General features: G+C 34.0%; 17 protein-coding genes. 14 read left to right on the top strand and 3 right to left on the bottom strand.

The genetic code is table 11. The features are described from left to right. Window positions 1-5: 5 nt before the first annotated feature. Window positions 6-377, bottom strand: coding sequence for an RNA-binding S4 domain-containing protein (locus FGF67_RS14205; protein ID WP_139698429.1), 372 nt, complete (start codon window positions 375-377; stop codon window positions 6-8). A 168-nt stretch (window positions 378-545) separates the two neighbouring features. Here FGF67_RS14205 and FGF67_RS14200 point away from each other — a divergent pair, with 168 nt between their 5' ends. Further along, a complete protein-coding gene (locus FGF67_RS14200; RefSeq protein WP_139698428.1) occupies window positions 546-1487 on the top strand; it encodes an FKBP-type peptidyl-prolyl cis-trans isomerase in 942 nt (313 codons plus the stop codon). Window positions 1488-1526: 39 nt separating this feature from the next. Here the strand turns inward: FGF67_RS14200 and FGF67_RS14195 are convergent, their stop codons facing one another. Next, entirely contained in the window at window positions 1527-2126 is a 600-nt protein-coding gene (locus FGF67_RS14195) for an outer membrane beta-barrel protein (RefSeq protein WP_139698491.1), read from the bottom strand. 161 nt (window positions 2127-2287) lie between these two features. Here FGF67_RS14195 and tgt point away from each other — a divergent pair, with 161 nt between their 5' ends. The 6 genes from tgt (at window position 2288) to FGF67_RS14165 (ending at window position 9437) form a co-directional block, all read left to right on the top strand. Beyond that, window positions 2288-3418 (top strand): tRNA guanosine(34) transglycosylase Tgt, encoded by a 1131-nt coding sequence (gene tgt, locus FGF67_RS14190; RefSeq protein ID WP_139698427.1) that lies wholly within the window; start codon window positions 2288-2290, stop codon window positions 3416-3418. Window positions 3419-3423: 5 nt separating this feature from the next. Continuing rightward, window positions 3424-4500: an LptF/LptG family permease gene (locus FGF67_RS14185; protein WP_139698426.1), complete on the top strand. Its 1077-nt coding sequence runs from the start codon at window positions 3424-3426 to the stop codon at window positions 4498-4500. Further along, window positions 4487-5383, top strand: a complete 897-nt coding sequence (locus FGF67_RS14180) for a DMT family transporter (RefSeq protein ID WP_139698425.1) — start codon at window positions 4487-4489, stop codon at window positions 5381-5383. Before FGF67_RS14185 ends, FGF67_RS14180 begins: the two co-directional genes overlap by 14 nt. A 69-nt stretch (window positions 5384-5452) precedes the next feature. Then, a complete protein-coding gene (locus FGF67_RS14175; RefSeq protein WP_139698424.1) occupies window positions 5453-6406 on the top strand; it encodes an acetyl-CoA carboxylase carboxyltransferase subunit alpha in 954 nt (317 codons plus the stop codon). A 168-nt stretch (window positions 6407-6574) separates the two neighbouring features. Beyond that, the gene (dnaB, locus tag FGF67_RS14170) at window positions 6575-8113 is read left to right on the top strand and encodes a replicative DNA helicase (RefSeq protein ID WP_139698423.1); all 1539 of its coding nucleotides are present in this window, start codon (window positions 6575-6577) and stop codon (window positions 8111-8113) included. Between the two features lie 67 nt (window positions 8114-8180). After that, window positions 8181-9437: an asparagine synthetase B gene (locus FGF67_RS14165; RefSeq protein ID WP_199240693.1), complete on the top strand. Its 1257-nt coding sequence runs from the start codon at window positions 8181-8183 to the stop codon at window positions 9435-9437. A gap of 8 nt (window positions 9438-9445) precedes the next feature. Here the strand turns inward: FGF67_RS14165 and FGF67_RS14160 are convergent, their stop codons facing one another. Continuing rightward, window positions 9446-9925: a hypothetical protein gene (locus FGF67_RS14160; RefSeq protein ID WP_139698422.1), complete on the bottom strand. Its 480-nt coding sequence runs from the start codon at window positions 9923-9925 to the stop codon at window positions 9446-9448. A gap of 108 nt (window positions 9926-10033) precedes the next feature. Here FGF67_RS14160 and FGF67_RS14155 point away from each other — a divergent pair, with 108 nt between their 5' ends. From FGF67_RS14155 to FGF67_RS14125, 7 genes are all read left to right on the top strand, one after another. Continuing rightward, window positions 10034-10456, top strand: coding sequence for a secondary thiamine-phosphate synthase enzyme YjbQ (locus tag FGF67_RS14155; protein WP_139698421.1), 423 nt, complete (start codon window positions 10034-10036; stop codon window positions 10454-10456). A 247-nt stretch (window positions 10457-10703) separates the two neighbouring features. Further along, on the top strand, window positions 10704-11696 hold the full coding sequence (locus FGF67_RS14150) for a family 16 glycosylhydrolase (protein WP_158293224.1): 993 nt from the start codon (window positions 10704-10706) through the stop codon (window positions 11694-11696). A gap of 16 nt (window positions 11697-11712) precedes the next feature. Continuing rightward, window positions 11713-12729 carry a family 16 glycosylhydrolase gene (locus tag FGF67_RS14145; protein WP_139698419.1) on the top strand — a complete coding sequence of 339 codons (1017 nt, stop codon included), beginning with the start codon at window positions 11713-11715 and terminating at the stop codon, window positions 12727-12729. A 41-nt stretch (window positions 12730-12770) separates the two neighbouring features. Continuing rightward, entirely contained in the window at window positions 12771-13124 is a 354-nt protein-coding gene (locus FGF67_RS14140) for a hypothetical protein (RefSeq protein WP_139698418.1), read from the top strand. An 80-nt stretch (window positions 13125-13204) separates the two neighbouring features. After that, window positions 13205-14692: a sulfatase-like hydrolase/transferase gene (locus FGF67_RS14135; protein WP_139698417.1), complete on the top strand. Its 1488-nt coding sequence runs from the start codon at window positions 13205-13207 to the stop codon at window positions 14690-14692. Window positions 14693-14837: 145 nt separating this feature from the next. Next, complete coding sequence (locus tag FGF67_RS14130; RefSeq protein WP_139698416.1) at window positions 14838-15695, top strand: AraC family transcriptional regulator; 858 nt, start codon at window positions 14838-14840, stop codon at window positions 15693-15695. Between the two features lie 121 nt (window positions 15696-15816). Next, a complete protein-coding gene (locus tag FGF67_RS14125; protein ID WP_139698415.1) occupies window positions 15817-18891 on the top strand; it encodes a sulfatase-like hydrolase/transferase in 3075 nt (1024 codons plus the stop codon). Window positions 18892-18918: the final 27 nt, after the last annotated feature.

Below are 18918 nucleotides of genomic sequence, written 5' to 3'. Positions count from 1 at the left end.
TAAAATTACTCATTTTCATTCGTAAAATCATCAATATCTCGTCTATCTTTTTTTGTAGGTCGTCCGGTACCTTTTTTTCTGTAATAGTCTTTAGAATATTTTAATAATTCTTTGGCTTCAAAGGCTTCTTTAGGGGTTTGATCGGTTCTATAAATATCTACCAGTTTGGCTCCTACACGATTAGGCGGTAAGTCATTAATCTTAAGTTTATACCTAATTTGGTCTTTGCGTAGTTCAATAACGTCTGTAGCATAAACTTCTCTGCTAGGTTTTGCAACATCTTCATTTACACGTACTTGTCCTTTTTTGCAAGCCGCAGTTGCTTGTGTTCTGGTTTTATAATATCTAACGCACCATAAGTACTTGTCTACCCGCATGTAATTATTAATAAAACTTAGTTAATCTTGTTGCACAACTTTACAATTATATTGTATCTTGCGACCTCAAAAATAAGGAATAATATAGATTCCTGCCTATAAATCTAAATTCAAAATTTGCAGGCTAAAATAGCAATAAATTTTAGGCAAAAATAAATATTGAAAAGAATGAAGTTCAAGATATTAAGTTTAGTTTTCTTGTGTTTTAACCTATGTGTTGTATCATGTAAAAAAGATGATAATGATATTCCTGTAATTCCAGAACGAGATAGAACAGAACAGCAAGAGGAGGATAAACAGTTGTTAATAGACTATTTAGAGACCCATTATTATAATGCCAGTGATTTTGATGGGACTAACCCTAATCCCAATCCTAGTATTTCAGACCTTATTATTACTAAATTAGAAGAGGGAGAGAGTGTTCCTGAAGGAAGCAGATTGTTAGTAAATGATACATTGATGAAGCTGGTGACTTTTGCGGAAACCAAATATGAAGTTTATTATTTAGACTTAAATACGAATGTAAACCCAGAGGCACCATCACCAACTTTTGCTGATAATGTGGTGGTGAATTATGAAGGGTTTACTTTAGATAATAAGGTTTTTGATAGTGCTGCTACACCAGTAACTTTTGATTTAACCTCATTAATACCTGGATGGAGAAAAGTAGTACCTGAGTTTAGAACGGCAGAAGATTTTGTAGAAAATGAGGATGGAACGGTTGACTTTTTAAACCATGGGGTAGGTGTTATGTTTATACCTTCTGGATTGGCCTATTTTTCAAGTGGAACAGCCGGGATTCCAGCGTATTCTCCTATTATTTTCAAGTTTGATTTGTATCAGATGTCTGAAAATGATCATGATGAAGATAATGTGCCGTCTTATAAAGAAGATATTGATGGTGATGGCGAACTTACAAATGATGATACAGATGGTGATCGTATACCTGATTTTTTCGATCCTGATGATGACGGTGATGGTGTAAATACAATAAATGAAGATCTTGATGGACCTGATGGAAAAGGGGATGGAGATCCTACAAACGACATTGGTAAAAATGGAATTCCTAAGTATTTAGATCCAGAAGAAACAGAGTCTAATCTTAACTAAAATATAAAAGCCTCCCGATGTGGAGGCTTTTTTTAAAGTTTATAAAATAAGCGATAAACTCAAAATTAATTGATTGGGCCTAGTATCAATGCGGCTTTTGGTGTTTATAATGTTATTGTTTATAAAAGTAGCTTCATTTTCGTTAAATCCGCGTTCATATCTTAAATCTATACCTACTTTATTAAGGTTAAAACCAATCCCAAAATTGAGTCCAACTGTAAAATCATTTTCTATATCTCCTAAGGTGATACCATTAAAATCAGAGTCAACAATATATTGAAAGGATGGTCCGCCAAAAACACTTAAAGGGCCTATAACATCTATACCAACAAGTACGGGAGCATCAAGTTTTTGAAGCTTAAGCGTACCACTATCATATCTACTCTTGGTGCTGGTATATACTAATTCAGGTTTTAAAAAAACTTTAGAACCTACTTTTCCAAATATACCCAAATGGAATCCTGCGTTGGCGCTAGGCTTTTCGGCGCTACTTTCAATAGATTCAAAATAATTTCCATTAGCATTATAATTTAAACCACCTTTTAAGCCAAACCCTTGGGCTTCTTGAGCTATTAAAAAACTAGGAAAAGCTGTAAGTAAAAGAAAGCTAAATAATAGTTTTACGGAATGTCTCTGCATGTTTTGACGATTGTAAACTGTTTTTTCGTGTTTCATAATGTTCAGAATTTTTTGAGGTTTTCAATATATAATCAAAAACGTTGCCAAAGCGTTATTATTTTCTAAAGAGGGTATCATTATCCTATTTGAGTTATTTATCTTTGTCCACTTAAATGGTAGGAATGAAATTTGAATTAAAGTCACAAGATACCCAAAGTAAAGCCAGAGCTGGAAAAATAACTACAGATCATGGTGTAATTGAAACCCCAATTTTTATGCCTGTAGGTACATTGGCTACGGTAAAGGGCGTGCATCAAAGAGAACTGAAAGAAGAAATTAATCCGGATATTATTCTAGGAAACACCTATCATCTTTATTTAAGACCTTCAACAGATATTTTAGAAAAAGCTGGCGGTTTGCATAAATTTATGAATTGGGATAGAAATATCTTAACAGATTCTGGGGGCTATCAAGTTTACTCGTTATCGGCTAATAGAAAAATAAAAGAAGAAGGTGTAAAATTTAAGTCGCATATTGATGGGAGTTATCATGTGTTCACACCTGAAAATGTAATGGAAATTCAACGTACCATTGGAGCTGATATAATTATGGCATTTGATGAATGTACCCCGTATCCGTGTGACTATAATTATGCAAAACGCTCTATGCATATGACCCATAGGTGGTTAGATAGATGCATAAATCATCTGGAAAAAATACCAGTAAAGTATGGTTATAGTCAGGCTTTTTTTCCAATTGTTCAAGGAAGTACTTATAAGGATTTGCGTCAGCAATCTGCAGAATATATTGCTAATTCTGGAGCGGTAGGAAATGCTATAGGAGGTTTATCGGTTGGTGAACCAGCTGAAGAAATGTATGCCATGACCGATGTGGTTTGTTCTATTTTACCCGAAGATAAACCAAGATATTTAATGGGAGTTGGCACACCTATTAACATTTTGGAAAATATTGGATTAGGTGTTGATATGTTTGATTGTGTTATGCCAACACGTAATGCCAGAAACGGTATGTTATTTACGGCTCATGGTACCATAAATATAAAGAATAAAAAATGGGAGGCCGATTTTTCACCCATTGACGAGATGGGCATTACTTATGTTGATACCGAATATTCAAAGGCGTATTTAAGACATTTATTTACTGTTAATGAGTTGTTAGGTAAACAAATAGCTACTATCCATAATTTAGGATTTTATTTATGGTTGGTTCGTGAAGCAAGAAAACATATATTAGCTGGTGATTTTAGAATGTGGAAAAAAAAAATGGTTAAACAGATGGATAATCGTTTATAGTAAATATGAAAATCTTAGACTGGTACATACTCAAACGCTATTTGTTTACATTTTTTATGATGTTATTGTTGTTTATCCCTATTGGGATCACCGTACATCTTGCTGAAAAAATTGGAAAAATACTCGAGAATGAGGTGCCTTTAAATGAAGTGCTTCTTTATTTATTAGATTTCACTATTTACTTTGCTCATTTATTATTTCCATTATTTCTTTTTTTATCAGTAATTTGGTTTACGTCTAAGTTGGCAAATAATACAGAAGTTATTGCTTTTCTAAGTTCAGGTGTGTCGTTTAGTCGGTTTTTAAGACCCTATATGATAGGTTCTTTTATAGTGGCTGTTTTGGCGATTATTTTAGGATTATTTCTTGCGCCAAAGGCCAGTGAAGGGTTTAATGATTTTAGTTATAAATACTTTAAGAAAGGAAAAGTTGCAGTAGAAACAAGTAACGTATTTAGGCAGATTAATGACAATGATATCATTTATGTGAGTAACTTTAGTGTAAAAAACAATACGGGGTATAATTTTACACTAGAACATTTTGAAAATAATAAACTGGCTTATAAAATTTCAGCATCAAACATCAAATATATTGAAGCCGATAGCACATATAAATTAACTAATTATTTTAAAAGAGATATTGGGGAGAATGAAGATACCCTTGAAATAATTAAAGAAAAAGATACTGTTTTTGATTTTGAAGTAGATGATTTAATTCCTGTTATTTATGCAGCTGAGACCAAAATGTATGGCGATTTAAAAGAATTTATTGCCAAAGAAGAAGAACGTGGCTCCTCAAACGTAGGAAGGTTTAAACTTGTGCTTTACAGAAAATGGAGTCTGCCAGTATCTGTATTTATACTTACTATTATAGCCGTAGCAGTGTCCTCAATGAAACGAAGAGGTGGTATGGGTGTAAATCTGGCTGTTGGTATTTGTATAGCCATGGTTTTTGTTTTTTTTGATAAAGTATTTGGTGTTATGGCAGAGCAATCTGATTTCTCACCGCTTGTTGCCGTATGGTTTCCCAATGTTATTTTCGGAATTTTAGCTGCTTATCTTTTGTATAATGCCAAACGTTAAGTTTAAAAATTATTTACACCTCCACGTATTAGTTTTTATAGCTGGTTTTACGGCCATACTGGGAGAATTAATATCAATAAATGCGGTAAATTTAGTTTGGTACAGAATGCTCATGGCATCTATATTAATGTTCGTCTATATTAAATTAGCTAAGATTAATATCAAGATAACGTTAGCATCTGTAATAAGGCTCTCTATTGCAGGTGTTATTATAGCTTTGCACTGGATTACTTTTTTTGGAGCCATAAAAGCATCTAATATTTCCATTACTTTAGCTATGTTCTCTACTGGCGCTTTTTTTGCCTCACTAATAGAGCCCATTATTTACAAACGAAAAATCATTTGGTATGAGATTCTATTTGGTCTATTTGTGGTTTTGGGCGTTTTTGTAATTACGCAAAGTGAAATAAAATATTTAAAGGGCATTATATTAGGGGTTTCGTCTGCTTTCTTTTCCTCGTTGTTTGCGGTTTTAAATGGTCGGTTTTTAAGGCAGCATACAGCTACAGTTATTTCTTTTTATGAATTTTTAAGTGGTGTTGGCTTTATTTCTATCTATATCTTGTGCTGTAGTGGAGGTTTTTCAGAAACATTCTTCCATATTTCCTTTTCAGATTTAAAGTACCTGTTTATTTTGGCATCGGTATGTACAGCATATGCTTTTATTGCTTCTGTGTATGTTATGAAAGTAATTAGTCCGTATACCGTGGTATTATCGTACAATTTAGAGCCTGTTTATGGTATCATTATGGCTGTAATTTTGTTTCCCGAAAAAGAACGCATGACCCATACATTTTATTATGGAGCCTTGATTATTATTGGCGTTGTTGTATTAAATGCCGTATTGAAAAATCGAAGAAAATTAAAAAGAAAGAATTCTTAACCTGTTTACATAATTAAAGTTTTTATATTTGCATACTAACCAAGATTTAAATAGCAACACTAAATTTCAATGGAATATTTAGAATTTGAACTCCCAATAAAAGAGCTTGAAGACCAATTACAGAAGTGTAAAATAATTGGTAAAGAAAGTGATGTAGATGTTTCTGAAACTTGTAGTAAAATTGAAACCAAGCTAAAGGAAACTCAAAAAGACATTTATAAAAATTTAAGTCCGTGGCAACGCGTTCAGTTATCACGTCATCCTGATAGACCATATACTTTAGATTATATTAAAGCAATTTGTGGTGATTCTTTTCTAGAATTACATGGTGACCGAAGCTTTAAAGATGATAAAGCCATGATTGGCGGTTTAGGTAAAATAGGAGACCAAAGTTTTATGTTTATTGGTCAGCAAAAAGGCTATAATACTAAAACTAGACAATATAGAAACTTTGGAATGGCAAATCCTGAAGGATATAGGAAGGCGTTGCGATTAATGAAATCGGCTGAAAAGTTTGGTATTCCTGTTGTAACACTCTTAGATACACCAGGTGCTTACCCAGGTTTAGAGGCAGAAGAACGCGGACAAGGTGAAGCTATTGCCAGAAATATTTTAGAAATGACCAGACTAAAAGTACCGGTTGTAACCGTAGTTATTGGGGAAGGAGCCTCTGGTGGTGCCTTAGGTATTGGCGTAGGTGATAAGGTATTGATGCTAGAGAATACATGGTATTCAGTGATTTCACCTGAATCATGCTCATCTATTTTATGGCGTAGTTGGGAATACAAAGAACAAGCGGCCGAAGCTTTAAAATTAACAGCTTCTGATATGAAACGATTAAAACTTGTTGATGGTATTATTAAAGAGCCTCTTGGAGGTGCGCACCGTGATAGACAAAAGACCTTTAAAGCGGTAAGCGATGCTATTGAAAAATCATATGCAGAATTAAAAAACTTATCACCAGAAGATTTGGTTTCTCAACGTATGGATAAATATGCAAATATGGGTGTATTTAAAGGCTAAGTCTTTAAGACACTAGTATGTAAAAAAACTGAAACAACTTGTTTCAGTTTTTTTTGTACTTATTCACAATTTTTATAACTTATTAACAGTTAAATTGTTAATTAGTAGTTGACAATGATAACTACTTTTAATAGCTAAAACCCTTTCTTTTTAATTACATTCGTAGTTATGAAACAACCTAACCAAGTAGCAGGATACAGAGTAGATAAAAGTACCCTGATTAGCCTAGAAAAAGGTAAAATACCGCCTCAAGCCCTTGATTTAGAAGAGGTTGTTCTTGGGGCTATGATGATTGATAAAAAAGGTGTTGATGAAGTTATTGATATTTTAAGCGCCGAGGCTTTTTACAAAGAAGCGCATCAACATATTTTTGAAGCTATTTTTCAATTGTTTGAAAATAGTGAGCCTATTGACTTATTAACCGTTTCTACCCAGTTAAAGAAGAATGGAAAATTAGACGTGTCAGGTGGTGATTTTTATCTGATTTCCTTAACTCAAAAAGTATCGTCATCAGCTCATATTGAGTTTCATGCGCGTATCATTTTGCAAAAATATATTCAAAGAAGTTTAATCAAAATTTCTAGTGAAATTATAGAGGATGCGTATGATGAAACGAAAGATGTTTTTGATTTACTAGACAACGCTGAGTCTAAATTATACGAAGTTACCCAAGGTAATATTAAAAAGTCTAGTGAAACTGCTCAAGAATTAGTAATTCAAGCAAAGAAGAAAATTGAAGAAATTTCAAATAAAGAAGGACTTAGTGGTATTCCAACAGGATTTCATAAATTAGATAAACTTACCTCAGGTTGGCAACCTTCAGATTTAATTATTGTTGCAGCACGTCCTGGTATGGGTAAAACAGCTTTAACCTTATCGATGGCACGAAATATTGCTGTAGATCAAAACATTCCCGTTGCCTTCTTCTCGTTAGAGATGGCATCTGTGCAATTGATAACACGTTTAATTTCTAGCGAAACAGGCTTGTCTTCAGAAAAACTTCGTACAGGTAAACTTGAAAAACATGAATGGGAACAACTTAATGTTAAAGTAAAAGATTTAGAAAGAGCACCATTATTTATTGACGATACACCATCTCTTTCTATTTTCGATTTAAGAGCAAAGGCTAGGCGTCTAGCATCTCAACATGGCATTAAAATGATTATGATTGATTATTTGCAGTTAATGACAGGAGGTACTAGTCATGGAGGAAATCGTGAACAAGAAATTTCTATGATTTCTAGAAATTTAAAAGCTTTGGCAAAGGAGTTGATGGTTCCAGTCATTGCATTATCACAATTGTCTCGTGCCGTTGAAACCCGTGGAGGCAGTAAAAGACCGTTATTATCTGATTTACGTGAATCTGGTGCTATTGAGCAAGATGCAGATATTGTATCTTTTATTTACAGGCCAGAATATTATAAGATTGATGAATGGGATGATGAAGAGCGTTCACCAACTGAAGGACAAGCAGAATTTATTGTGGCAAAACATCGTAATGGTGGTTTGGAGAATATCCGTTTAAAATTCTTAGGACATCTTGGTAAGTTTGATAATTTAGATGATTTTGATTCGCCTTTTGAATTTCATTCTAAGATGAATAGTGCAGTTCAAGAAGATTCTTTTAATGCAGATAATTTTAAGGCAAGTCCAGATCAAGCTTTTGGAAGTGCATTCAATGATGATGATAACGAAGTTCCTTTTTAAAGACTTAAACCATAATTTAATTATTAAAAAGGAATCAGATTTTAATTTTTGAGTATCATTCACAATTATGAAGAAAGCCCTATTCATTCTGTTACTTTTTATATCCTCTCAGGCTTTTGCATCTTATGTGTTAATTCCTATGGATATTGATAGTCAAAAAAATCATTTAAAGGCATATGGTATTGCTTTTTGGACACTAAAAAAAGAACTGAAAATAAAATGGTTGCTTAATTACAGAGGTGGTTCATTTTTATTACCAGATACAGATTTTATTCAGAAAGAATGCCAGATACGAGGGGTGTCATTTGAAGTTGTCTCGGCGTCAAAAGCTGAAGCTATTCTTCAAGAAATAGGCAGCCCGAGTAAAAATATGGAAGCAGTAGTTCTTGAGAAAGCGCCCAAGATTGCCGTGTATACACCTAAGAGCAAACAACCATGGGACGATGCTGTGACCATGGTGCTTCAATATGCCGAAATTCCTTATGAAACTGTTTATGACCAAGAAGTTTTAAATGACGGGTTGCTCGCTTTTGATTGGTTGCATTTACATCATGAAGATTTTACAGGCCAATATGGTAAGTTTTATGCACAATATAGAGCCAGTGCTTGGTATATTCAAGAAAAGAAAGATGCCGAAATTTTAGCACATTCATTGGGTTATGATAAAGTATCACAAGAAAAGTTGGCGGTGGCTTTAAAAATTAGAGATTATGTTATTGGTGGAGGTTTTATGTTTGCTATGTGTAGTGCTACAGATAGTTTTGATATTGCCTTAGCTGCTGAGGGGGTTGATATTTGCGAACCTATGTTTGATGGAGATGGCAGTGATCCTGGGTATCAAAATAAAATTGATTACAGTAAAACATTTGCTTTTACTGATTTTTTATTGGAAAGAAATCCTAAAATATATGAATTTTCGTCTATTGATATGACGAATAAACGGATGGTTTCAAAAACTATTGATTATTTTTCGTTAATGGAGTTTTCTGCAAAATGGGATCCTATACCCACCATGCTCTGCCAAAATCATACAGCACTTGTAAAAGGGTTTATGGGTCAAACAACTTCGTTTACCAGAGATGAAATAAAATCGAATGTATTAATTTTAGGAGAAACAAAGTTTAACGGTGAAGCCAAGTATATTCACGGTATTAAAGGAAAAGGATTCTTTACATTTTACGGTGGGCATGACCCAGAAGACTATCAACACAGAGTGGGTGATGCTAAAACAGAATTAGATTTGCATCCTACATCGCCAGGTTATAGATTAATACTTAACAATGTCTTGTTTCCTGCAGCTCGAAAGAAAAAACAGAAAACCTGATTTCTTTACTATTCTAATGGAACAACCATGCGTTCAAAGGTATATATATATCCATCAGAACCCTGTTCTCCATTACTTCTATTGTTTTGATTGATAACCAATTTATCGTCGTTAGAATAAATAAACTCCCCATATTCTTCTGAATCAACAAATAGGAAAATTTTGTCTCCAGCTATGGTTGTTGATGTAGGATAAGGCCCATGGTCTAAACCGTCCTCAATCGTGTCATCTTCATTGTTATTTTCAACATATAGCAAATCTGTATAGTTATTTGGGTTAATATCAAATATCCAAATAATAGTTCCCAATTCAAAATCAATATTTACCCCAGAAATACCTCCAGACACATTTACCAAGTGCCATTGTGTAATAGTTGGTTTTTGCGTTTCTCCCTCTAATGGCGTTGTATTAGTACAATTGCTGAAAAATAGAAACATAATTACTATAGTAAAATATTTTGTCTTTATGTTTTCAAGATAGGTTTTCATGAAATGTCAATTTTATTTTATGAGGTGAATATAGTAAATATTTGAAATAAGGGAAGAAGGTATTTTTAATATAATTGATAAATTAGCTAGCAACAAAAATATAGAGTAATGCTATTTTTTCAGAACGAAATAAAATTAAAATCTTACCCCAGAGGGTTTCATCTCATAACAAATGAAGTTTTAAGTGCTATTCCTGAAATTAAAACAATTAAAATAGGGCAGTTACAAGTTTTTATTAAGCATACCTCGGCAAGTTTAACTATTAATGAGAATGTGGATTATACGGTAAGAACCGATTTTGAAAGCCATTTTAATATGATGGTTCCTGAAAATGCATCATATTACGAACATACTTATGAAGGATCTGATGATATGCCAGCACATATTAAAGCTTCATTACTTGGGGCATCGGTACAAATACCAATTACCAACGGGAAACCAAATCTTGGCATTTGGCAAGGGGTTTATTTATGTGAGCATCGTGATTTTGGAGGGTCAAGAAGCTTGGTGATTACGGTTTTTGGTAAGTAAAAATAGTGTAAAACCATCAAATGTGTTTGAGCGATAATAGTTCATGTTAGTAAGTAATATAATAGGCTTATTGTTACGTATTTGATAGTATAATAACATAGAATCCTGTAAACTGGTAAAATCATGTTATAAGAGGGTAAATTTTATCATTTATCCTTAAATCTTTTGTTCTTCTTTTGTGTACGTGAGGTGTTCTTGTTAATAAGGAAGAGCCTACATGTTTAAAATTGTCAAAAAAAAAGTTGAAATGAAGATTAAATATTGCCTGTATAGTGTGCTTGTAGTTCTTGCGTTAACAATGGCATCTTGTTCAAGTTCTGATACACCTCAAGAGATTGTTGAAACTGAAAATCCTGAAACAGAGAATCCTGATAATGGAAATGAAGGTGGAAACTCTGAACCCAATCCAGACTATCCGTTATCTGATCAATCAAACTCAGGGAATTGGGTGTTAAACCAAGATATGAGTGATGAGTTTGAAGATGGTACATTAGATGAGTCAAAGTGGCACATTCAAGGAAAAGATGGGATTTACAAATCAAATTTCATAGGTAGAGCCCCGTCTCAATTTTCTATAAACAATGCTGTTGTTGAATCTGGAAAATTGAAAATTGTCTCAAAATGGGAGCCTGACTTTAATTTTAGTGATAAAACCCAAACAGTTGGGGGTACGGTTTATAAATATGAAAACATCACTACAGCCGCTGTGATTAGTAAAAATCAGTTTCAGTATGGCTACATGGAAATAAAGTGTAAGTCTGCCAAGGCACCTGTAACCAGTTCGTTTTGGACAACGGGCACACGTTCCTCAGAATTAGACATGTTTGAAATGTTTGGAGGACACAAAACTAGTGGTACTTGGAGAAAAAGATTGAAATTTAATATTATTAGTTGGGATCCTAAAAACTACTATTATTTACCCGATGGCAGAGGGCCTGTACATACTCGAAACATTCAGGTAGACCATAATACAGCTGATGATTTTCATGTGTATGGTTATGAATGGACTGCTGAATACATAAAAATTTATGTTGATGGTGAATTGCACCCAGAAGGAACTATTTTAAAATCGGTTTTAACCAATAATGGTGCAGATCCTGACCGATGGGTTACCGATGTGCCTTATTGGATTTGGTTTGATTCTGAAACATTTCCTTGGTTAGGTATTCCAACTGAAGAAGATTTGCCAGCAGAATATCAAATAGAGTATTTAAGAGTATGGCAACAAAGTGAAAATTAATATGCTAAATAAGAATATGAGAAAATTAGTAAATAAAATAGTTTTAGGGGTTATTGTGGTGAGCGGTATTGGAGCACTCTCACTAGGGTGCAAAGGTAGTCAGGCAACTGTAAATAACATTAAGGTAGTCCCTTTTTCTGATCCAAATAATACAGGTAATTGGGTGCTGAACACTGCAGTAAGTGATGAGTTTGATGCAGAAACCATTGATGAAGATAGATGGTATATTGTAGGAAAGTTTGAAGATGGAAAACCATTTTATAAGCATCCAGATAAACCTAATAAAAAAGTTTGGAAAGGTAGAGCGCCATCCCAATTTTCAGGAAGAAATTACCGGTTAGTAGATGGTAAACTTATTCTTGAAACACGATGGGAACCCAATTTTCCATTTAGCGATGAAATTAGAAAACCTGTTTTTGGTGAAGCCATGCCATATGAAAATATTACTACAGCATGTTTTATTGGTCGTAAAGAATTCAAATACGGGTATATAGAAATAAAAAGTAAAGCAGCAGATGCTCCTGTTTCAAGTGCTTTTTGGGCCATGGGAGAACAACTAGAAATTGATTTTTTTGAATTATACGGCGGTACTGGTAATGAAAAGAAATCACATTTAGATAGTGAGTTATGGTGGTCTATTAGAGATTGGAGCAAACCAGTAACAGGAAAACCCACTTATACGGAAAGAAAAGATCTTGGTTTTAGAGTAGCGGATGATTTCCATGTTTATGGTATTGAGTGGAATGAAGACGGTATGAAATATTTTGTGGACGGTAAGTTGTTCTCTGAAGTTACAGCAGAACAAGTTACAGCATGGGCAAAAGAAAATAGGAAAAATTTAAATCTTCCAGAAGATTATAATGGGTATGTGGCCGACAGACCGATTAGTTTATGGCTAGACCAAGAAACATTTCCCTGGCATGATGTACCAAAATCAAAGGAAGAACTTATGGCAAAAAGTCCAGATGAAAAAAAAGAAGCAGGAGTGGTTGATTATGAAATAGAATATGTGAGAGTTTGGCAGAAAAAATAATTAATAGACATAAATTAAGTTAAATTTAAAAATTGAGAATTATGAAGAAAATTGTATTTACATTATTATTGATAGTAGCTTTTGCTTCAAGTTACGGGCAAAGTAAATGGCATAAACAACAAAACCAAATATTTGTTGATGCTGCAGCAAAAGAATATGGTTTAGATGATAGTCAAAAAGAAAAACTTTATGATGTTAGACTTGATATGGTAACCGCTTATATGGACTCTAATAAGGCTATGAAAGCTGGTGATATTACAAAGGAAGAAATGAGAGCTAAGAACAAAGAGGCTAGTGAAACATTTCATACGGAGTTAGCAAAAATTACAGGAAAACCTTATAAAGAAATGAAGCCTTGGCTAGACGAGATGCGAGAAAAAATGAATAAAAAATAGAACAAAAATCAAAATTCTCATGTATGTTCAATGCATGAGAATTTTTAGATTAATTTAAAACGACTACTAAATAAGAAACTATGTATTCTTCATTATATTCAAAACTGTTATCTGGTCTTGCTGTGTTTACTTTGATTAGCTGTCATTCAACAAAAAACAATAGTACGTCTCAACAAGCTGAAGTTCAAAAAATCGTTACGCCAGAAAGACCAAATATTTTAATGGTGCTTTGTGATGATTTAGGGTATTCAGATGTTGGTTTTAACGGATCAAAAGATATTACTACACCGGCCTTAGATAAATTGGCTCATAACGGTACTATACTTACTTCGGCTTACGTATCGCATCCTTTTTGTGGTCCGAGTAGAGCGGGGTTAATGACAGGGTTGTATGCTCATAAAATAGGCGCTCAATTTAATTTACCTCCTAATAGTGAAACTATAGCTCAAGGAATTTCTACTAAAGAAACTTTTATTAGTAAAGTGCTTGATGAATCAGATTATTACACAGGTTTAATTGGGAAGTGGCATTTAGGAGCTACGCCTGAATTTCATCCAAATGAAAGAGGCTTTGATGACTTTTATGGCTTTTTAGGAGGGGGGCATAAGTATTTTCCAGAGGCATACCGTGAGGCGTATGCCAAGCAAGAAAAACAAGGCAACAAAGTAATTTGGGATTATTTATCTCCTTTAGAACACAATGGTAAAAAGTTACATGAAACAGAATATTTAACAGACGCTTTTTCAAGAGAAGCGGTTCGTTTTGTTACAGAGGCTTCAAAAAAAGAAGAGCCATTTTTTTTATACCTTTCATATAATGCACCACATACACCATTAGAAGCAAAAGAAGAAGATTTGCAAAGATTCAGTCATATAAAAGATGAAAAGCGTAGAACTTATGCAGCGATGGTATATGCTGTTGACCGTGGCATTGAAAGAATTACTAAAGCCTTACAAGAAACAAATCAACTAGATAATACGCTTATTGTATTTTTTAGTGATAATGGCGGTAAAACTACAGCAGGAGCAACTAATTTTCCATTGAAAGAAGGTAAAGGAAGTGTTTATGAAGGCGGTCATAGAGTACCTATGTTTTTTCACTGGCCCAACGTTGTTCCGTCGGGAAAAAAATATAACCATTTAGTTTCGGCTTTAGATTTTTATCCAACGTTTACGCGATTGGCTGGGGCTAAGGTTCCAGAAGGAAAGCAACTTGATGGTAAAAATATTTGGGAAGATTTCTTAGCAGGAAAAAATGCACATGCTGATGATAATATTTATATTATGAGGCATAGAAATGGTTTTAGCGATGTAAGTGTAAGAAGAAATGAATGGAAAGCGGTTAAAGCCTATAATCAAAAATGGAAATTGTTTAACATTGAAAACGATATTAGTGAAAATAAAGATGTAAGTGCTAAGCATCCTGATGTTGTTAAAGAACTAGTAGGTGAGGGTGAAGTTTGGAGCAGGTTCCATGTGCAACCGCTTTGGTGGCATGATGTAAAAACTGGAGAAGAGTGGAAAGCTGATGGGATGCCTAAGTTTGATAAAACTTTTAGTTTGAACTAATTACCATATTACAATTTAAGATAAAATCACCAGTACTTGTATTGGTGATTTTTTCATAAAATTCTGTGATGATTTGGCTTGTAACGATTTGTTAATTACACTCATTAAGTTTTACGCGCGATAAAAAAATGTTATATTTGATTAAATGAAACTAGTACTAAAAAATTCAGATAACCCTATAACTAAGAAGTTAAACATTCATAGAAGGGATGTCCCTTGTTTGGATGCGGCTTGGCATTATCATCCCGAAATTGAGTTGTTATACATATCACAAAGTAATGGTATTCGTTTTGTAGGAGATAGTGTAGAACCATTCTACCCAGGAGATTTAGTATTAGTAGGTTCTTATTTACCTCATTTATGGAGAAACGATCCTTCGTATTACAAAGAAGGCAGTGTTCAAAAGGTGAAAACAATTGTTACTAAATTTACTAAAGACTTTCTAGGAAATGATTTATTTAAAGTTCCTGAATTTGCTGAAATTAACAATCTTTTAGAAGAAGCTAAGTTTGGTATCTGTTTTGGTGAAAATGCGGGAGAACGTCTTCATAGTGACATTATAAAGTTGCCGGAATTACCGCCTATAGAACAACAATTAAAGTTGTTAAATATTCTGTATGAGTTGTCAAAAGTAAAAGAAAAGAAAATACTCTCGTCTTCAGACATGCGACAATCTACAACCGAAAGTTCTGAGCGTATAGATACTGTGTTAAAATACATTTCAGATAATTATGCATCAAACATCAGTTTAGATGATATTGCAAATGTGGCTTGTATGACCACCAATTCGTTTTGTAGATTTTTTAAAAAGACTACAAATAAATCTTTTACACAGTTTCTGAATGAAATTAGAATTCGTAATGCTTCGAGATTATTGATTCAAGATAATTCCCCTGTTTCAGAAGTTTGTTATATAGTTGGCTTTAATAGTATTACCAATTTCAATAAGCAATTTAAGCAAATTATGGGAGTTACGCCTAAAGGGTTTAGGGAGGCCATATAAGAGTATTTTAAATTCCAATTAGAAAAATAGGTTAAGTCAGTGTTAATCATGGTTAATTTTTAACCAATGATACTTAGTTGTGACTATTATTTTTGTTTGTCTAAACTAAATAATAGCTATAATGCGTATTAACAAACTTAAATTTATTTTTCTTTTTATTACTTCCATTATTTCTTCAAAGCAACTTCAAGCCCAAACTGCCAATACGAAACCTAATATAATTGTTATTTTGGCAGATGATTTAGGTTATGGTGATGTTGGTTTTAATAGAGAAGCTGGGTTTCCCGCAGATTTGGGAATTATACCAACACCAAATTTAAACACATTAGCAGATAACAGTGTAATTTGTAAAAATGCACACGTGGCACATCCATTTTGTGGCCCCAGTAGAGCTGCTCTATTAACGGGAATGATGCCTCATAGAATTGGAGCACAATACAATCTTCCAAACGATATAACCAGTGATTTAGGTGTGCCTGTTAATGAAACTTATTTCCCTAAACTTTTGCAAGATGCAGGTTATAATACAATTGCTGTTGGTAAATGGCATTTAGGTTTTGAAGAAGGCTCGTATCAACCATTAGATAGAGGGTTTCATGAATTCTTCGGATTCTTAGGTGGTGGAAAATACTATTTTGAAGAGCGTTATGAGGATAACTTTTATAACCGATTGGGTGGAAGTAACCCAGTAACGAATGAATATCAAGATCCTTTATGGCGTGATCGTGGTTATGTGGCTGAAAGTGAGTTTAGCGATGCTGCAAATGAAGATTACTTAACCGATGTTTTAACTGATCAAGCTATTTCTTACATAAACACTTATGCACCTTCTAGCGATCCATATTTTATGTATTTGGCTTACAATGCACCGCATACACCTTTAGAAGCACCCGATGCTGAAATAGCTCAGTTTAAATCCGATAACCCAGATTTTGAAGACTTGGTTAGAAATAGTACCTATATGTCTGAAGCAAATCAGGTAAGTGATGATAAAATGGAAGATGAGGCAAGAGCATCTATGGGAGATGCTGCTTATAATGCCCTAACACCTCAAGAACAACAAGATGCTATAGAGGCCGCAAGACAAGCTAAAATTGAAGAATTTACTCAAGCTAGAATCACTTATGCTACTATGGTCACTAATATGGATAAAAATATTGGTCGCCTTGTCACAGAGTTAAAAAAGGATATGAATGAATTTAATAATACGGTCATTATATTTTTAAGTGATAATGGGGGGTATACTTATAGTAAAGGAGCTGTTAATTATCCTTTAGCGGCTTTAAAGGGTAGTGTTAATGAAGGCGGGCATAAAGTGCCTATGTTTGTGCATTGGCCAGACCAAATTACGTCAAAAGCGTATTACAACCATCAATTAAGTGCTCTTGATATTTATCCTACACTGGTAAATATGGCAGGAGGAACTATTCCAGAAGAAAAGGTATTAGATGGAGTAGATTTTATGGATGATTTAATAGCAGGCACAGATCCAAGAGCAGGTGAAAATATTTTAATTATGAGACCATATAATGGTTTTCATAATGGTGGTATTGCTAACGGACAATGGAAAATTGTAAAGACTGGCGGTAACGGGAGCTGGCGTTTATATGATATAGAAAATGATCCTGGCGAAACGACCGATTTAAGAGCTTCTGAACCTAATGCAGAGCAAATTATTCAAGATATTCTTGATAAAGCGGTGGCTACAGTAAAAGAGTTTAAAGATGTAAAGCCACAATGGTTTGATAATGACGATGGTGGTGCAGGGCACCCTCATAGCTTTTTATGGGATGACGGTACATTGCCAGGTTACAATAGGTTGTTTGAAAGTAATGAATTGCTCTTAGAAAGTGAAATTAGTGAAATTAGTATAACAGGTGAAACGGATGCTATTGAAGGCGATGTGAATGGTGTGTTTAAGGTGAGCTTGCCAGAAGGGATTCTAGCATCAGAAGATATTGATGTTACCTACACCGTAAGTGGTGAAGCCACAGCTGGTAACGATTATACCACCCTTACAGGAAATATAACCATCGCATCAGGAACCAATTCATCTGAAATTACTATTGTAGCGGGAGATGATAGTATGGAAGAGGCAAGTGAGTCAGTAACCATAACATTGCAATCTACCACAGTCGGCTCTGTGAATTCTACCCCTGCAAGTATTTTAATTTTTGATGTGATTTTGCCTACACAGTTAACTGCCGGTGATGTTGCCATTGTAGGATATAAGGCAGCAAGCGGAAATGTGGGTGAACTAGCTTTTGTTATTTTAAAAGAAATTACCGCAGGAACAAGTTTGAGTTTTTCAAACAGAGGTTGGAATACCGATGGTAGTTTCAATGAAGGTAATAGTGGTCCTTATTCCATTGATGATGTATTTAGTTGGACAGCAACAGATACTCATGAAGCAGGGACTATTTTTAAATTACAACGAAGTGGTGTAGTTACTACGGTAATAGCGGGAATAGAAACACAGGTAGGTAATATATCGCAAACCTTTGGAACAGATGGTGATTGGGATTTATCACCTGCTGGAGATACTGTATTAATCTATGCGGGTGATTCAGCCATGCATCCTGCCGATAATAGCGATTTGTGGTTAACAGGATTAAATACTAATGGAATTGATAATGGCGGAAGCGTTCAAGTAGCTGGATGGGGTATTGGTGGCGGTAATTCCTTTTGTGATTTGCCAACAGCTTTGGTTGGTTTTAATATAGACGTAACGGGTGGAGATATAGCGCTTAACAAATGGGATAAAAATTACGGCGTATATATAGGTGGAACTTCAGGCACACCAAATCAAGTAAGAGCAAGTGTTTATAATCATATCAATTGGAATGTAAATGAAGATAATGCTTATGCCCTTTGGAATAGTTCAAAATCGGTAGGAGGAATTGATGGAGATATCATCTTAGGAGGTGTAACCTTATCTTCAAAACCTATTGAAAAAAGTACTATCGGATTACAAATTTATCCAAATCCAACAAGAGATTATATTACACTAAAGTTTTCAGAAAAATATACCAAAGTAAGTGTGCAAGTGCTTTCAAATACAGGGCAGTTAGTTAATGAATTTAATTCTCAGGATTCAGAAACCAATATCAATTTAGTTTCATTACCAACAGGCATGTATTTTTTTAAAATACAAGCAGATAGCACTCTAATTATAGAAAAAGTGGTCAAATTATAATATCAAACTTACCTCTAAAAGAACAGT

Origin of the sequence: Allotamlana fucoidanivorans (assembly GCF_006265225.1) — a bacterium.
Taxonomy (GTDB): Bacteria; Bacteroidota; Bacteroidia; order Flavobacteriales; family Flavobacteriaceae; genus Allotamlana; species Allotamlana fucoidanivorans.
Note: the sequence above shows the minus strand (reverse complement) of the source record. Positions and strands in the feature narration are given on the sequence as shown.

Excerpts from the sequence above, each read along its gene's own strand:
- FGF67_RS14150 (WP_158293224.1), top strand. The coding sequence starts at position 10,704 with ATGAAGATTAAATATTGCCTGTATAGTGTGCTTGTAGTTCTTGCGTTA.
- FGF67_RS14180 (WP_139698425.1), top strand. The coding sequence starts at position 4,487 with ATGCCAAACGTTAAGTTTAAAAATTATTTACACCTCCACGTATTAGTT.
- tgt (WP_139698427.1), top strand. The coding sequence starts at position 2,288 with ATGAAATTTGAATTAAAGTCACAAGATACCCAAAGTAAAGCCAGAGCT.
- FGF67_RS14175 (WP_139698424.1), top strand. The coding sequence starts at position 5,453 with ATGGAATATTTAGAATTTGAACTCCCAATAAAAGAGCTTGAAGACCAA.
- FGF67_RS14205 (WP_139698429.1), bottom strand. The coding sequence starts at position 377 with ATGCGGGTAGACAAGTACTTATGGTGCGTTAGATATTATAAAACCAGA.
- dnaB (WP_139698423.1), top strand. The coding sequence starts at position 6,575 with ATGAAACAACCTAACCAAGTAGCAGGATACAGAGTAGATAAAAGTACC.
- FGF67_RS14165 (WP_199240693.1), top strand. The coding sequence starts at position 8,181 with ATGAAGAAAGCCCTATTCATTCTGTTACTTTTTATATCCTCTCAGGCT.
- FGF67_RS14160 (WP_139698422.1), bottom strand. The coding sequence starts at position 9,925 with ATGAAAACCTATCTTGAAAACATAAAGACAAAATATTTTACTATAGTA.
- FGF67_RS14185 (WP_139698426.1), top strand. The coding sequence starts at position 3,424 with ATGAAAATCTTAGACTGGTACATACTCAAACGCTATTTGTTTACATTT.
- FGF67_RS14155 (WP_139698421.1), top strand. The coding sequence starts at position 10,034 with ATGCTATTTTTTCAGAACGAAATAAAATTAAAATCTTACCCCAGAGGG.
- FGF67_RS14130 (WP_139698416.1), top strand. The coding sequence starts at position 14,838 with ATGAAACTAGTACTAAAAAATTCAGATAACCCTATAACTAAGAAGTTA.
- FGF67_RS14125 (WP_139698415.1), top strand. The coding sequence starts at position 15,817 with ATGCGTATTAACAAACTTAAATTTATTTTTCTTTTTATTACTTCCATT.
- FGF67_RS14145 (WP_139698419.1), top strand. The coding sequence starts at position 11,713 with ATGAGAAAATTAGTAAATAAAATAGTTTTAGGGGTTATTGTGGTGAGC.
- FGF67_RS14200 (WP_139698428.1), top strand. The coding sequence starts at position 546 with ATGAAGTTCAAGATATTAAGTTTAGTTTTCTTGTGTTTTAACCTATGT.
- FGF67_RS14135 (WP_139698417.1), top strand. The coding sequence starts at position 13,205 with ATGTATTCTTCATTATATTCAAAACTGTTATCTGGTCTTGCTGTGTTT.
- FGF67_RS14140 (WP_139698418.1), top strand. The coding sequence starts at position 12,771 with ATGAAGAAAATTGTATTTACATTATTATTGATAGTAGCTTTTGCTTCA.
- FGF67_RS14195 (WP_139698491.1), bottom strand. The coding sequence starts at position 2,126 with ATGCAGAGACATTCCGTAAAACTATTATTTAGCTTTCTTTTACTTACA.